Source organism: uncultured Maribacter sp., assembly GCF_947500405.1.
GTDB lineage: Bacteria > Bacteroidota > Bacteroidia > Flavobacteriales > Flavobacteriaceae > Maribacter_B.
Window position 1 is genome coordinate 266,047 of sequence record NZ_CANMRY010000004.1, and the last position, 15,427, is coordinate 281,473.

Sequence of the window (15,427 nt, forward strand, 5' to 3'; positions counted from 1 at the left end):
AAGGTGTTTATTTTCTTTTTTAAAGAATTTTTGGTAAGTAAATTATAAGACCAATTATGGTAGAAGCAATAGAGACTAGCATAACAGCACCAGCTGCAATATCTTTAATAAAACCAATTTTTTCATCGAATTCTGGATGAATAAAATCTGCTATTTTTTCTACTGCAGTATTAAGTCCTTCAATTCCCATTACTATACCAATTGCAAATATTTGCAAAATCCATTCTAGATTAGAAATTTTAAAATAAAATCCAGCAATAGTCATTACAATTGCAATAAAAAGCTGGATTTTTATACTAGCTTCTGTTCTTATTAAAAGGAAGGCGCCTTTAAGAGCAAAACCTACACTTTTAATTCTATTTACAAGAAAAGATTCTTTAGGCATTTATTAAGGCTTCTAAAGCTGCTTTATAATTTGGTTCTTCTGTTGTTTCTGCAACTTGCTCGTTGTAAACTACAGTTCCGTCTTGATCAATGACAATTACAGATCTAGAGTGTAGTGGTTGTAGAGGGCCATCTGCAAAATCTACTTGGTAAGCTTTTCCAAAATTACCATCTTTAAAATCCGAAAGAACTTCTACTTTATCTATTCCTTCAGCGCCACAAAATCTTGCTTGCGCAAAAGGTAAATCTTTAGAAATACATAATACTGCAGTATTATCTAATTCTGCTGCTTCTTGGTTAAATTGGCGAACAGACTGTGCACAAGTGCCAGTATCTATACTTGGGAATATGTTTAAAACTATTTTTTTTCCAGAATAATCAGATAATTGTGCGGTAGACAAATCGTTCTTAGTAAGTGAAAAATTTGGAGCTTTAGTACCTGCTGATGGTAAATTTCCTATAGTTGTTAATGCGTTTCCTTTTAATGTTACTGATGCCATGATAGTATTTTTATGGTTTAAGTTGTGAAATTAAAAAATATTAAGGGGATATGTAACTTTTTTATAAATAAAAAGTCCGTTACTCTAGAGTAACGGACTTTAATAATTTACTAGGAATTGATTATGAGTCTATAGCACCCACAACACGTTGCATAAATTCATTTAATGCTTCCTTTTTTGGTTTACCTTCTCTTACGGCTTTACTTACTTCTAAAGCGCCATACATATTAGAAATTAGTTCGCCAATTACATCTAATTCTTCATCTTTTAGCGAAGAAATCTCAGTAAGGTCTTCCAAAGTTTCTATAGTTTCTACTATATAATCTTCGTCATTAGCCTCAATAAAATTAGTAAGGTGTTTAATTACTGGTAATTTCATTTACAAGTTCTTTTAAAACATCATATTTATTGGTCTGTGTCTGGTTCTTAAATTTCCCATCTACAAAAGTTGCAAAAGTTGGTAAATTATCCACGTTTGCTAATTTTCTAGACTCTGGAAATTTTTCTGCATCTGCCAAAATAAAAGTAACCTCTTCATTAAGAGAAGCTTCTTTTTTAAATTTTGGTTTCATTATTCTGCAGTTACCACACCAAGTAGCAGAGTATTGTACCACTACATTATTATTATCGGCAATAATTTCTGCTAAATTGTCTTTTTCTAATTCTAGTAACATGCTTGTATAATTTTAGTTTACATGAGCAGCTAAATACTCTGCAGTACCTTTAGAGTTTGCTTGCATAGCATCTTTACCTTCTTCCCAGTTTGCAGGACAAACTTCTCCTTTTTCCTGAACATGTGTGTAAGCATCTACTAAACGTAAAAACTCATTTACATTTCTACCAACAGGCATGTGGTTTACTCCTTCATGAAAAACAGTACCTTCTTCATCTATTAAATATGTAGCTCTGTATGTTACATTGTCTCCGTCCACAGTTACTACACCTGTTTCTTCATTATACTGTTCATTAGTAACATCTAGGATGCCTAAAGTTGCAGCTAAATTTCTATTGCTATCTGCTAATAAAGGGTAAGTAACACCTTCTATACCACCATTATCTTTAGCAGTGTTTAACCATGCAAAGTGTACTTCTGCAGTATCACAAGATGCACCTATAACCAGTGTGTTTCTTTTTTCGAACTCTCCTAATGCAGCCTGAAAAGCGTGTAATTCAGTAGGGCAAACAAAAGTAAAATCTTTTGGGTACCAGAATAATAATACTTTCTTCTTATTTTTTTGAGCTTCTTCTAATACATTTAATTTAAATGTATCGCCCATTTCGTTCATTGCGTTTACTTCTAAATTCGGGAATTTTTTACCTACGATCGCCATTTTTTTATTTTTTTATGCTGTTAAATTTAAGCTGCAAATTTAGAATTTAGGTTGGTAAAAAAAATAGAGGAACTATTATAAATTCTAATTGAATAATAGTATTTATTAATGCTGTTTGTAACTTGTTAATTTTCAGTGGTTATGAAAATGTAGAACTGTAATTTTTAGTGGTTTTTTTATTCTGAATCTTACTTTTTAGGCTTTAGAGGAGATAATTTTTCTTATTTTAATATTAAAAGCAGCAAATAAAAGAGTGGTTATTGGACTTAGCCAGTTAAACATAGCATAAATAAAATATTCAGCAACGCCAACACCTAATACTCCTGATTGATAGGCGCCGCATGTATTCCATGGAATTAATACAGAGGTTACAGTACCAGAGTCCTCTAGAGTTCTACTGAGGTTTTCTGGAGCAAGGTTTTTATCTTTATATGCTTTTTTAAACATTTTTCCAGGAATTACAAGAGCTAAATATTGGTCGCTTGCAATGGTGTTTAAACCTAAGCAACTTATAACAGTACTGGCAAAGAGTCCAAAAGTACTTGTAGCTATAGATAATAGAGCACTTGTAATTTTTGCTAAAGCCCCAATAGCATCCATTATACCACCAAATACCATTGCAGAGCAAATAAGGTATATGGTCCAAAGCATGCCTTTCATACCACCCGAACTAAATAAGTCATTTAATTTTTCATTATCTGTAACAATAGAAGTATCTGTAAAAATTGCATTGAATACGGCAGTAACGTTAGATTCTGATAAGGTATTCAATATTTCTTCCTGAAAAAATATGGCAAAACCACCTGCTAAAGCAACTCCAGTTCCTAAAGCTACTAATGGTTTTGTTTTTAATAGTATTAAGGCAATTACAATAATAGGAACTATAAATAGGTACGGCGTTATATTGAATGTAGTATCTATAGTTGTTAATAAACCGCTAACATCTGCACCGCCAGATGTGGTAATATTTAGATTTAAAATGGTAAAAACAATTAGTGTTAAAATAATTGTAGGAACTGTAGTGTATGTCATATATTTTATATGGGTAAATAAATCGGTTCCTGCCATAGCGGGAGCTAAATTAGTAGTGTCACTTAAAGGAGACATTTTATCTCCAAAATATGCCCCAGAAATTACAGCGCCAGCAATCATGCCAGAAGAGATTCCTAAAGCGGTGCCAATACCAACTAGTGCAATGCCAACAGTAGCAGAAGTGGTCCATGAACTGCCAGTTGCAATAGAGATTATTGCAGATATTAGTATAGATGCAGGTAAAAATATTTCTGGGTTTAAAACTTTAAGACCATAATAAACCATTGCGGGTATAATACCGCTTACCAGCCATGTGCCAGCTAGTGCGCCAACTAAAAATAAAATCATTATAGGTATAAGAACACTTTTTAAGTTCTCTAAAATTTCTGCTCCCATAGTTTTTAAATTGGTTTTATTAAATAAACCAATTATAGCAGCAAAGAAACCGCCTATTAACAGGATAAATTGATTAGAATATTCCCCTAGCCATTCACCATCTGCAAAAAAAATATTGTATGCGAGCAAAGACATTAAGAAAACTACAGGAGTTAATGCCTCCCAAATGTTTAGCTCTTTATTTTCAACAATATTTTCATTTTCAGGACCATTTGGGTTTAGGCTGTTGTTATGCATGTAACTTTTTTTGATTTCCTTGTAATATTACGATTTTGAATACAGTTCTACAAACGGTAATTCGATAATAGTTCTATGCAGTAATTGTCTTTTTCTTTAAAATATTTAGTTGAAGCATGCAAGCTTTCATCATTTCATAAGTCCTTTTTATGTCGTTATCTAAACCTATAGAGAACCGTATTAGTCCGTCACCTAATCCCATTTCTATTTGTTCTTCCATTGGTATTTCTGATGAAGTAGAAGTTCCAGGAGCGCTAAATAATGTTTTGTAAAAACCTAAACTCACTGCTAGGTACCCGAGTTTTTGGTCTTGTATCATTTCCATAAGTGCATTAGCATTTTCTAAGGAGCCAACATCTAAAGTAAGTAGACCGCCAAAACCATATTTGCTATTCATTTGCTTTTTTAAAGTTTCATGTCCTGAGTGCGATTTTAAGCCAGGGTAAACCACTCTAAGTCCGTCTTCTTCAAATTTCTCTGCTAAATATTTTGCGTTTTCACTGTGCTTTTGCATGCGTATATGTAATGTTCGCATATTTTTTAGGATGGAGGATGCTCTAAGACTATCTAATGTGCTTCCTAATAACATTCCGGCACCACTATTAACATCTTTTAAAGCCAAACAAAAGTCTTTTGTGCCGCATACCACACCAGCAACGCAGTCACTAGTTCCGTTTATAAATTTAGTTAAGCTATGTATTACAATATCGGCACCTAATTTAGCAGGTGCAATAGTAAGCGGAGAAAAAGTGTTATCTACTACTAATGGTATTCCGTGTTTTCTTGCTAATTTAGAAAGTGCTTCAATATCTGCAACTTCTAAAAGAGGGTTGCTAACACTTTCGCAGTATATCATTTTTGTTTTAGGAGTGATAGCTTTTTCAACAGCATCAATATCTGTAATGTCTATGAAAGAAGTAGTAATCCCAAATTTTTTAAGAAAATTTTTCATAAAAGCATAAGTACCTCCATATATAGTTCTGCTGCTAACAATATGATCAGCAGTATCACAAAGTTGTAAAATTACAGCGGTAATAGCGCCCATTCCGCTTGCAGTTACATTGGCAGTTTCTGTTCCTTCAATAGCAGCTAATGCTTCTCCAAGATATAAATTTGATGGGGAAGAGTGTCTGCTATATAAATAACAACCTTCGGTGTTCCCTTCAAAAGTATCGAACATTGTTTTTGCAGAAATAAAGGTGTAGGTAGAAGAGTCGGAAATAGAAGGGTTAACACCACCATATTCTCCAAAATATTGTAAGTCCTGTAAATTGTTAGAAGCGTTATTTGACATAATTATATTATTTTTATGTTATAAAAATATAGATATACCATATTTTTATCAATAGTTTTTGTTTTTTATAGAAAATAAAACTATTATAAATTAGTTTTATAGTTTATATTTAATTTTTGGTTCTTTATTTGTTGTTTAATTAGAAAAAATCACATGTTTAAGTTTGATGAAATTGATAGGCAGTTATTAGCTATGCTTCAAAAGGATAGTAAAAAGACTAATAAAGAGTATGCAAATAAGCTAGGGCTTTCTACAACTGCCGTTTATGAGCGTGTTAAGAGGTTAGAAAAAAACAAAGTGGTAACTAATTATGTGGCTTTAGTAGATAAGAAAAAGGTAAACAAAGCATTTGTGGTTTTGTGTCATGTAAAACTAATACAGCATATAAAGGATAATGTTTTGCAATTTGAACGTGAAATATTAAAGCTAGAGGAAATTGCAGAATGTTACCATGTTAGCGGAGATTATGATTATATTTTAAAAGTTCATGTAAAAGATATGGAAGCATATCGTGGGTTTATGGTATCTAAATTAACTGCAATTGCCAATATAGGTAGCACACAAAGCACATTTATTATTAATGAAGTTAAGCATACAACAGCAATTGATGTTTAAAAATCAGAAAATAACACTAATTTTGTTTAAGAATAAAAACAATACAATTTTATGAGTTCATATGATGTAGCCGTTATCGGTTCAGGCCCTGGAGGATATGTTGCAGCCATACGCTGTGCGCAATTAGGAATGAAAACTGCAATAGTAGAAAAATACGCCACACTTGGTGGTACATGTCTTAATGTAGGTTGTATTCCATCTAAAGCATTACTAGACTCTTCGCATCATTATGAAGATGCTATAAAACATTTTGATACACATGGAATAGAAATTCCTGGAGAGGTTAAAGTGAATTTAGAAAAAATGATATCTCGTAAACAAGCGGTGGTAGATCAAACAACTGGAGGTATTGATTTTTTAATGAAAAAGAATAAGATTGATGTTTTTCAAGGTATTGGTAGTTTTAAAGATGCTACCAATATTAATATAACAAAAGAAGATGGGAAAACAGAAACTATAGAGGCTAAGAATACAATTATAGCAACAGGTTCTAAGCCTTCTAGTTTACCTTTTATTAAAATAGATAAAGAGCGTGTTATTACTTCAACCGAAGCTTTAAAACTTAAAGAAGTACCAAAACACATGATTGTAATTGGTGGGGGTGTAATTGGTCTAGAATTGGGGCAAGTATATAAGCGTTTAGGTGCAGAAGTTACAGTTGTTGAATATTTAGATCGTATTATTCCAGGAATGGATGGAGCTTGTTCTAAAGAATTGACAAAAGTTCTTAAAAAGCAGAAAATAAAATTTGCACTATCTCATAAAGTAAAATCTGTAGAGCGTAACGGTAATGAAGTTGTGGTTAAGGCCGATAATAAAAAAGGAGAAGAAGTTACTTTTACAGGAGATTATTGTTTGGTAGCTGTTGGTCGCCATGCATATACAGATGGCTTAAATTTAGAAGCAGCAGGGATTAAACTAGAAGAAAGAGGTAGAGTAGCAGTTAACGAGCATTTGCAAACCAATGTATCTAATATATATGCAATTGGTGACGTTATAAAAGGAGCTATGTTAGCCCACAAAGCGGAAGAAGAAGGAACTTTAGTGGCGGAAATTTTAGCAGGACAAAAGCCACATATAGATTATAACCTTATTCCAGGTGTAGTGTATACTTGGCCAGAAGTTGCTGCTGTTGGTAAAACAGAAGAGCAGTTGAAGGAGGCAGGTGTAGCATATAAAGTAGGTCAATTCCCTATGCGAGCTTTAGGTAGAGCAAGAGCAAGTATGGATATTGACGGATTTGTAAAAATTCTTGCAGATAAAAATACCGATGAGGTTTTAGGAGTGCATATGGTAGGAGCACGTGTAGCAGATTTAATTTCTGAAGCCGTGGTAGCCATGGAATTCCGTGCATCTGCAGAGGATATAGCTAGAATGAGTCATGCACACCCAACGTATGCAGAAGCTGTAAAAGAAGCAGCGTTAGCAGCTACGGAAGACCGTGCTTTACATATATAAGTAGGAATTAATATAAAAACTCCCGTCTAATTATAGACGGGAGTTTTTATATTAGTTTTTATGGCTTCCGTCACAAAACGGTGGGTTGCTAGTAAGCTTACAAGTGCATATCCCAGCTGTTTTATCTTCTTCTACCTGAAAAACTAAAGAGCCTGGTTTTTCGTGTTTTTTATGAGAACCATCGCAAAACACATTAGTTTCGGAATGTCCGCAGGTACACCAAGCGTATCTTTTATCTTTTTCTAATGCTAATTTAACAGGGGTAAATTTTTTATCACTCATGTAGTTGTTGTTTTAATTATTGTTGAAAACACTAAAAATAGAAGAATTCAGTATATGGTTTGTATTTTGATGTTAATTTTGAATCAATCCAAATAATCTCCAGCATAAGTATTATGTACAATTAATCTAAATAGTATATTTTTATAGGAAGATTTTATAACCAACGCTAAAGCGATAATAAAATGCAAATAAATGACAAATCGGGTGTAACTAATTACATGGCAGATTCTGAGCGGTATAAAACCATGCAGTATAATCGTTGTGGAAAGAGTGGTGTTTTATTGCCAGCTATTTCTCTTGGACTATGGCATAACTTCGGTTTTGTAGATAATCAACAGAATGCTAGAGAAATTCTGAGAACTGCTTTTGATTTAGGGATTACGCATTTCGATTTAGCAAATAATTACGGCCCGCCTTATGGTTCCGCAGAAGAAAACTTTGGAATGCTTTTTAAGAAAGATTTTAAAAGTTATAGAGATGAGTTATTTATAGCTTCTAAGGCAGGTTATGATATGTGGCCTGGTCCTTATGGTAATTTGGGTTCTAGAAAGTATCTAATCGCCAGTATAGACCAAAGTCTAAAGCGTATGGACTTAGATTATGTAGATATCTTTTACCATCATAGACCAGACCCAGATACCCCTTTAGAAGAAACCATGGGTGCGCTTGCGGATATTGTACGTCAAGGAAAAGCCCTTTACGTAGGTATTTCTAATTACGAGCCTAAAGAAACAGCAGAAGCTGCTGTAATATTGAAAGAGTTAAAAACCCCTTTTGTATTGCACCAAGCCAAATATTCTATTTTTGATAGATGTGTAGAAGGTGGACTTTTGGATACTTTAGAAGATAAAGGAGTAGGTTGCATTGCTTTTTCTCCATTAGCACAAGGGATGCTTACTAATAAATATATAAACGGTATTCCAAAAGATTCTAGAGCAGCTAAGAATTTTACATATTTAGATAAGAAACAGGTAGAGGCTAATCTAGAGAAAATTAAAAACTTGGCGGCATTAGCAGATAAAAGAGGGCAAAAACTCTCTCAAATGGCAATAGCATGGTTATTAAATAGGCCAGCAGTGTCTTCTGTTCTTGTGGGTGCTAGTTCATCGGGGCAGTTAAAAGAAAATATAAAGGCTCTAGATAATTTAGATTTTTCTAAAGAAGAAATGGATATTATAAATGCAAATTCTTAATTCTTTAAAATACCTAAAAGTCTAAGGACTTTAAAACTAAAAGATTTTACTAGTTTTGTAAATAGTATTAATCCGGGTTCTATAACTCGGATTTTTTTTGCAGTAAATATACTAACTCTTTTTGTGACGTTTCCTTTATGTCTTTCATATTGTAAGGCAATGCAAGAGCATGTAAACATAAATAGTATTGCACCAAGAATTACTATTGTAGGGGAAACGGAGTTACTAAAAAAGCGGTATAAACCCAAACCTGTAAAACTGCCATATAAAATTATGAAATGAATAATGTAGATAGACAGGGTGCTTTGCCCTAACTTAATTACGGTCTTGTTGGTTAAAAAGTTTCTTACCAACATAAAAATGGAAAAAACAACCAATACATCACCAAAACGTATAAAAAGGTAGTTGTTGTAATGGATAGACGCAAAGAGGGTAATATTTGTAGTATTGAATATATTCATAAATACATCCGAAGAAAAGAAAATTAATAGAATTCCAAGAGTAAGGCTTCCTATAATAGCAATAGGGTAAAAAGCACCTCTTTCTTTATACTTTTTAAACAAAAAAGATATTAAACCGCCGAGAGCTGTATAACCAAACCAAGGTATTACAGTAAAAACAGAACCGCTAGATTTTGCAAAATAATTAGCCATTGATTGTGGAAGAAAGCTAAAAGAGGATTTTGCATATATAGGTTCAAAAATAAAAAGAGCAACTCCAATAATGCCTAAGACAGTAGGGAATACATAGCTTTTTTGTTTACTAGTTAATACGTAAATAGTTATAATACCAAGTAAAGAAACTCCAATACAGTGTAGAACATCTATCAAATAGAAGGCATCATATATTTCTCCATATAAAAGACCAAGTAGGTTCATTCGCAATAAATAACCAATGCCAATTAATTGTAAGCCTCGTATTATTCCTTTCTTTACTCTAGGATTACCAAACCCTTTTATGGGGTTTTTAATTAAAAGAAAAGTAAAAATAAAACCAGAAACCGTAAAAAAGACAGGAGCAGTAATCCCTCTAAAATACTTCCATACAGAATAGAATATGTTAGTATTGTCTCTAAAAATAGGATCTAGCAAGCCGTCAATAAAGTGCCCTTGTAGCATCATAAGAATAGCCCATGCACGCATGGCATCTATAAAATAAAGACGTTTCTTATTTTTATTCATTTCCCTATATTAGGTTATTCTATTGAATAACAATTGTTTAGGTTTTTTATTGCAGCAAAAATATGTAAAAAACTCGCAATTAAAGCGTATTTACTTTATTTTCGTTGAATAAACTCTTTAATCTATATCTATGGCAGCTATATTAGCATTTGCAGGCAGTAATTCTTCAGAATCAATTAATTATAAATTAGTAAAGTATACGGTTTCTCAAGCAAAAGAGCACTCTGTTCAATTATTAAACCTTGCAAACTTTCCTTTTCCTATGTATAGTGAAGATTATGAGAAGGAAAATGGTTTTTCTAATTCTTTGGTAGAGTTTAAAGAAGATATACAAAAGGCTGATGGGGTACTAATTTCTGTGAATGAGCACAATGGTAATTCTTCAGCTTATTTTAAAAACGTACTGGATTGGCTTTCTAGATTAGAACGTAACTGTTTTGAGGATAAAAAAGTTTTTTTGATGGCTACATCGCCAGGAAAAAGAGGAGCTATTGGTGCATTAAATATAGTGGAAAATTCACTTCCTAGAATGGGGGCAGAAGTGGTAGTTACTTTTTCCTTGCCAGAGTTTCATGTAAATTTTGATGTTAAAAAGGGAATTACAAATGTAGAATTAGCAAAACAGCATCAAGATGCTCTAAATTTATTTTTAAGTAAGTTAGCTTAAGGTTAACACGTCAATCATTTAAAAAGTAATTGAATGTTAATTGCAACAAGGTTGGAGTATTTAAATCTTGATTATCGAGTAAAATATCTTAAGATTTGAGAAAAACAGTAGCATATGCTATTTCTAATATAAGCCAATTTAAAAAGGCAGCTTTGCAATGGGCGCAACAGTTTGATGAGGTTACCTGGTTAGATAGTAATAAGCACGCATCTAATTATAGTTCTTTTGACACTTTATTGGCTGTAGATGGATTAACAGCTTTTGTGACTGATGCTGCTAATGCATTTGAAGACTTTAAAGAATACCAAGCCACTACTAAAGATTGGCTATTTGGGTATTTGTCTTATGATTTAAAAAATGATGTAGAGTGTTTGTTTTCAGATAATTATGATGGATTACTTTTTCCAGAACTTTACTTTTATCAGCCAAAAAAAATTATACGAATAATAGGGAATACAGCAGAGTTTATTTACCTGAATATGGTAGATGATGAAATTCAAGAAGATTTTGATACTATAAATTCTATAAAGTTAATAGAAGATAAAAAAGAAAATTCTAAAGACATAAAGATAAGGCTGCGTATTTTTAAAGATGAGTATTTTAGAAAGGTAAATAAAATGCTGCAATACATTCAGAGAGGAGATATCTATGAAGCAAATTTCTGTCAAGAGTTTTATGCGGAAGATACAGAAATAAACCCTCTAAGAGTGTATAATAAGCTTAATATAATATCTAAAGCGCCATTTGCAACCTATCTTAAGGTTCAGGATAAGTACGTGCTCTCTGCCTCTCCAGAGCGTTATATAAAGAAAGAAGGAAGTAAGCTTATTTCACAGCCTATTAAAGGAACGGCTAAGCGTTCTAAAGATGAAAAAAAAGATAATGACTTAAAAAATAGATTGTCTTTAGATGAGAAGGAAAGAGCAGAGAATATAATGATTGTAGACTTGGTGCGTAATGATTTGTCTAAAAGTGCAACCAAAGGTTCTGTAAGGGTTCAAGAGCTTTGTAAGGTGTTTTCTTTTGAGCAAGTACATCAAATGATTTCTACTATAACCGCAGAGATTCCTAAAGAAAAGAATATAGTTGAGGTGTTAAAAGAAACTTTCCCGATGGGAAGCATGACAGGGGCGCCTAAAGTGTCCGCGATGGAGATAATAGAGGAGTTAGAATCTTTTAAAAGAGGAGTTTATAGTGGGGCAGTAGGGTATATTACGCCAGAGCAGGACTTTGATTTTAATGTAATTATTAGGAGTATTCTTTATAACGCTACACAAAAGTATGTTTCCTATGCTGTGGGCGGAGCAATAACTGCAAAAGCAATTCCAGAAAAAGAATATGAAGAATGTCTTCTAAAAGCCAAAGCAATGCGCCAGGTATTAGAAAGCACCTAAAGCGTGGATTAGCAAAAAGACTTTAGTACCTTTGTATTGTGCAAGAATTATTTAACACCCATATAGAAAAATCGTTTCCAGAATTAAAAACATCTAAGTTTCTTTTGGCATGTAGCGGAGGAATAGATAGTGTTGTTTTGGCACATCTTTGTGTTAATGCCAATCTGGATTTTGAGTTAGCGCATTGTAATTTTAAGTTGCGAGGAGAAGAAAGTGATAAGGATGAGGAATTTGCTTTAAAGTTAGGATTAAATATAGGTAAAAAAATATATATAACTAATTTTGAAACAATTGATTACTCATATTTAAATAAAGTGTCAATTCAAGTTGCAGCTAGAGAGCTAAGGTATGATTGGTTTTCCAAGATACAGCAAGAAAATGCTATTAAATATTTGGTTACTGCACACCATGCAGATGATAATTTGGAAACATTTATAATTAATCTTTCTAGAGGTTCAGGTATAGATGGTTTAAAAGGAATACCGCATAATACAGATGTAATAAAAAGACCTTTACTTCCATTTTCTCAAGAGCAAATTATGGCATATGCCCAAACCAATATGCTAAAATGGAGGGAAGATAAGAGTAATGCAGATACAAAGTATTTAAGAAATAAAATAAGACACCAAATAGTACCCTTGTTAAAAGAGTTGCACCCAACTTTTTTAGATAATTTTACAAACACCCAACACTATCTAGAGCAGACTGCAGCAATTGTAGATAATACTTTGAGTAAGGTAAAGAGGAGTTTGTTTTTGTCAGAAAACAATCGGTATAAAATTTCTATAGAGAAGCTTAAGGAACTACATCCTTTAAAAGGATATATATATGGTCTTTTTAAATCCTATGGATTTACGGAATGGCAAAATGTAGCTGGTTTATTAGAAGCTATGTCTGGTAAGGAAATTCATTCTAAAACCCATAGACTAGTTAAAAATAGAGGCTATTTGCTTTTAACAACATTAGAGGAAGTTCTAAATAAGGAATTTGTTGTTAAAGAAAGTATGGATGCTGTTAAAGACCCTGTAGTAATGGATATTAGCCTAGTAGAAAGTGTAGAAGAACGTTCTTTAAACACGCTTTATGTAGATAAAGAAACGTTAAAATACCCTTTAACGATAAGGAAATGGAAAAAAGGCGACTATTTTTATCCTTTTGGTATGCATGGGAAGAAAAAGTTATCCAAATTTTTTAAAGATGAAAAGATAGATGTTTTGTCTAAAGAAAGTCAATGGTTACTTTGTAGTGATGACCAAATTGTTTGGGTAATTGGTAAACGAGCAGATAATCGTTTTAAAATAACCTCAGAAACAAAACATGTTTTAAAATTTAAAGTAAAAGAATGAAGTATATTTTTCTATTAATTGTATCGGTAGTTACTGTTTTTTCTGGATTGGCACAGGATGATGAGAATCCGGTAATCTGGAAACAAGAGATAAAAAAAATAAATGATACGGATTATGAGTTGGTGCTTATAGGTGCTATAGCAAAAGATTGGCATATATACTCACAGCATACTCCAGATGGTGGCCCTTTAAAAACCGAGGTTACCTTTGCAAATTTAGGAAAAGACTATGAATTAATAGGGGAGACAGTTGAAAATAAAACATATACAGAATTTAGTGACGTTTTTGAAGTAGACGAAACCTTTTTTAAAAACAAAGCAGTCTTTACTCAAAAAATAAAAGTTTTAAATCCGTCTCTTTCTCAAATTAATGTAGAGCTCTTTTTTCAGATATGTAAAGAGGTTTGCATGAATAGGGAAGAAAATTTTGCTTTTTCATTAAGCGGAGAAACCATTGTTAAAACAGAAGAAACATTGGATTCACGAAGTTTAGCAATGACATCGGCATTAAAACTAGATTTAAAAAACAAAGAAATTTTGGAGGGTGCTATTATTAGTGTAGATACTTCTAGCCTTTGGATGATTTTTGGTTTAGGGTTTATAGGAGGATTAATAGCCTTGTTAACTCCTTGTGTTTTTCCAATGATTCCTTTAACGGTTTCTTTCTTTACAAAACACGCGCAAAACAAATCTAAAGGAATAATAGGAGCACTATTATATGGTTTTTTTATTATTGTAATATACTTTTTGTTAAGCTTACCATTTCATTTATTCGATTCTGTAGACTCACAAATATTAAATACTATAGCAACTAATGTGTGGTTAAACCTAGTATTTTTTATAGTGTTCGTGTTTTTTGCTTTTTCCTTCTTTGGGTATTATGAGTTAACATTGCCAAGTTCATGGGCTAATAAAATGGACAGTGCATCTACCAAAACAGGAGGATTTTTAGGAATTTTCTTTATGGCAGTTACATTGGCTATAGTATCTTTTTCTTGTACAGGGCCAATTTTAGGTGGGTTATTAGGAAGTACTGCATTAGCAGATGGCGATGTTGCTACTAATTTAACTGCGGGAATGACAGGTTTTGGTGTGGCATTAGCATTACCTTTTATGTTGTTTGCAATGTTCCCAGCTTGGTTAAATTCCTTGCCTAAATCTGGCGGATGGATGACTACTGTAAAGGTAGTTCTTGGTTTCTTGGAATTAGGTTTGGCTCTTAAGTTTTTGTCTAATGCAGATTTGGTTGGGAATTGGGGATTCTTAAAACGCGAAATATTTTTAGGAATATGGATAGTTCTTTCGCTATTCTTAACCTTATACTTGTTTGGTGTATTTAAATTCCCTCATGATGGCCCTAAGCAGAAATTATCTACAGGAAGAAAAGTTGCAGGAATAGCAAGTGCTGTTTTTTTGGGGTATTTGGTATTAGGAACAGCTAAGATTGTTAATTTAAAGTTGTTAAGCGGATTTCCTCCTCCAGAGTTTTATAGTGTTTTTGAACAAGAAAGCGATTGCCCTTTAGGGTTAGATTGCTTTAAAGATTTTGAAGCAGGTCTTTTACATGCTAAAAAAGTAAATAAACCTGTTTTACTAGACTTTACGGGTTGGGCATGTGTTAATTGTAGGAAAATGGAAGAAAACGTCTGGAGTGAGCCAGGAGTGTTTAAATTGCTTAAAGAAGATTATGTTTTAATCTCTTTGTATGTGGACGATAGAAAAGAATTACCAAAAGAATCTCAGTTTAAATTTAAATACGATTCTGGGCGTGTAAAAACAATAGAAACAATAGGGGAGAAATGGGGTACTTTTCAAGATGTAAACTTTAATGTAGCTTCACAACCTTATTATGTGTTGCTTTCTCCAGATTTAGAAGTTATAAATAGGGCTATACAAACTTCAGATAGTGCAACTTATGAAGTATGGCTAAAAGAAGGATTACAGAATATTAAGTATAAAACACAATAAGTAGGAATAATACTACGTTATTAATAAAAAGTAGTGTTATAATGATAAGATTAAAAAAAGCAGCAGTGCTGTTATTGTTATTTTTTGGTTTAGTTTTTTATATGGTACTATTTGTAGAGTATTTAATCAGTGTATTTTAACTTGTTGTTA

16 protein-coding genes are annotated in these 15,427 nt (G+C 32.6%); 7 read left to right on the forward strand and 9 right to left on the reverse strand.

The window, feature by feature from the left end; all coding sequences use genetic code 11:
• Nucleotides 1-19: 19 nt before the first annotated feature.
• The 7 genes from Q0945_RS07650 to Q0945_RS07680 all read right to left on the reverse strand — a co-directional run bounded on the left by Q0945_RS07650 (nucleotide 20) and on the right by Q0945_RS07680 (nucleotide 5,174).
• Nucleotides 20-385, reverse strand: coding sequence for a diacylglycerol kinase family protein (locus tag Q0945_RS07650; protein ID WP_299432970.1), 366 nt, complete (start codon nucleotides 383-385; stop codon nucleotides 20-22).
• Nucleotides 378-884: a thiol peroxidase gene (gene tpx / locus Q0945_RS07655; RefSeq protein ID WP_299432973.1), complete on the reverse strand. Its 507-nt coding sequence runs from the start codon at nucleotides 882-884 to the stop codon at nucleotides 378-380. The genes Q0945_RS07650 and tpx overlap by 8 nt, the downstream gene beginning before the upstream one ends.
• Before the next feature lie 121 nt (nucleotides 885-1,005).
• Nucleotides 1,006-1,263: a hypothetical protein gene (locus Q0945_RS07660; protein ID WP_299432976.1), complete on the reverse strand. Its 258-nt coding sequence runs from the start codon at nucleotides 1,261-1,263 to the stop codon at nucleotides 1,006-1,008.
• On the reverse strand, nucleotides 1,244-1,558 hold the full coding sequence (locus Q0945_RS07665) for a thioredoxin family protein (protein WP_299432979.1): 315 nt from the start codon (nucleotides 1,556-1,558) through the stop codon (nucleotides 1,244-1,246). The genes Q0945_RS07660 and Q0945_RS07665 overlap by 20 nt, the downstream gene beginning before the upstream one ends.
• Nucleotides 1,559-1,570: 12 nt before the next feature.
• Nucleotides 1,571-2,215 (reverse strand): peroxiredoxin, encoded by a 645-nt coding sequence (locus tag Q0945_RS07670; RefSeq protein ID WP_299432982.1) that lies wholly within the window; start codon nucleotides 2,213-2,215, stop codon nucleotides 1,571-1,573.
• A gap of 195 nt (nucleotides 2,216-2,410) precedes the next feature.
• Nucleotides 2,411-3,880, reverse strand: coding sequence for a Na+/H+ antiporter NhaC (gene nhaC / locus Q0945_RS07675; RefSeq protein ID WP_299432984.1), 1,470 nt, complete (start codon nucleotides 3,878-3,880; stop codon nucleotides 2,411-2,413).
• A 73-nt stretch (nucleotides 3,881-3,953) separates the two neighbouring features.
• A complete protein-coding gene (locus Q0945_RS07680; protein ID WP_299432987.1) occupies nucleotides 3,954-5,174 on the reverse strand; it encodes an aminotransferase class I/II-fold pyridoxal phosphate-dependent enzyme in 1,221 nt (406 codons plus the stop codon).
• A 153-nt stretch (nucleotides 5,175-5,327) separates the two neighbouring features.
• On the opposite strand from Q0945_RS07680, the gene Q0945_RS07685 reads away from it, so the two are divergent.
• Nucleotides 5,328-5,789, forward strand: a complete 462-nt coding sequence (locus Q0945_RS07685) for an Lrp/AsnC family transcriptional regulator (protein WP_299432990.1) — start codon at nucleotides 5,328-5,330, stop codon at nucleotides 5,787-5,789.
• 51 nt (nucleotides 5,790-5,840) lie between these two features.
• Nucleotides 5,841-7,247 (forward strand): dihydrolipoyl dehydrogenase, encoded by a 1,407-nt coding sequence (gene lpdA / locus Q0945_RS07690; RefSeq protein ID WP_299432993.1) that lies wholly within the window; start codon nucleotides 5,841-5,843, stop codon nucleotides 7,245-7,247.
• A gap of 51 nt (nucleotides 7,248-7,298) precedes the next feature.
• On the opposite strand, the gene Q0945_RS07695 is transcribed toward lpdA, so the two are convergent.
• Nucleotides 7,299-7,529 carry a CDGSH iron-sulfur domain-containing protein gene (locus Q0945_RS07695; protein WP_299432995.1) on the reverse strand — a complete coding sequence of 77 codons (231 nt, stop codon included), beginning with the start codon at nucleotides 7,527-7,529 and terminating at the stop codon, nucleotides 7,299-7,301.
• Nucleotides 7,530-7,711: 182 nt separating this feature from the next.
• Between Q0945_RS07695 and mgrA the strand changes: the two genes are divergently transcribed.
• Entirely contained in the window at nucleotides 7,712-8,722 is a 1,011-nt protein-coding gene (mgrA, locus tag Q0945_RS07700; RefSeq protein WP_299432998.1) for an L-glyceraldehyde 3-phosphate reductase, read from the forward strand.
• Here mgrA and Q0945_RS07705 read toward each other — a convergent pair.
• Nucleotides 8,719-9,903, reverse strand: a complete 1,185-nt coding sequence (locus tag Q0945_RS07705) for an acyltransferase family protein (RefSeq protein ID WP_299433001.1) — start codon at nucleotides 9,901-9,903, stop codon at nucleotides 8,719-8,721. The two genes, mgrA and Q0945_RS07705, sit on opposite strands and share 4 nt — an antisense overlap.
• A gap of 130 nt (nucleotides 9,904-10,033) precedes the next feature.
• Here Q0945_RS07705 and Q0945_RS07710 point away from each other — a divergent pair, with 130 nt between their 5' ends.
• From Q0945_RS07710 to Q0945_RS07725, 4 genes are all read left to right on the forward strand, one after another.
• Entirely contained in the window at nucleotides 10,034-10,570 is a 537-nt protein-coding gene (locus Q0945_RS07710; RefSeq protein WP_299433004.1) for an NAD(P)H-dependent oxidoreductase, read from the forward strand.
• Nucleotides 10,571-10,665: 95 nt separating this feature from the next.
• Nucleotides 10,666-11,964, forward strand: a complete 1,299-nt coding sequence (locus Q0945_RS07715) for an anthranilate synthase component I family protein (RefSeq protein ID WP_299433007.1) — start codon at nucleotides 10,666-10,668, stop codon at nucleotides 11,962-11,964.
• Nucleotides 11,965-12,002: 38 nt separating this feature from the next.
• On the forward strand, nucleotides 12,003-13,310 hold the full coding sequence (gene tilS, locus Q0945_RS07720; RefSeq protein WP_299433010.1) for a tRNA lysidine(34) synthetase TilS: 1,308 nt from the start codon (nucleotides 12,003-12,005) through the stop codon (nucleotides 13,308-13,310).
• Nucleotides 13,307-15,277, forward strand: coding sequence for a cytochrome c biogenesis protein CcdA (locus tag Q0945_RS07725; RefSeq protein WP_299433013.1), 1,971 nt, complete (start codon nucleotides 13,307-13,309; stop codon nucleotides 15,275-15,277). The genes tilS and Q0945_RS07725 overlap by 4 nt, the downstream gene beginning before the upstream one ends.
• Nucleotides 15,278-15,427 lie beyond the last annotated feature (150 nt).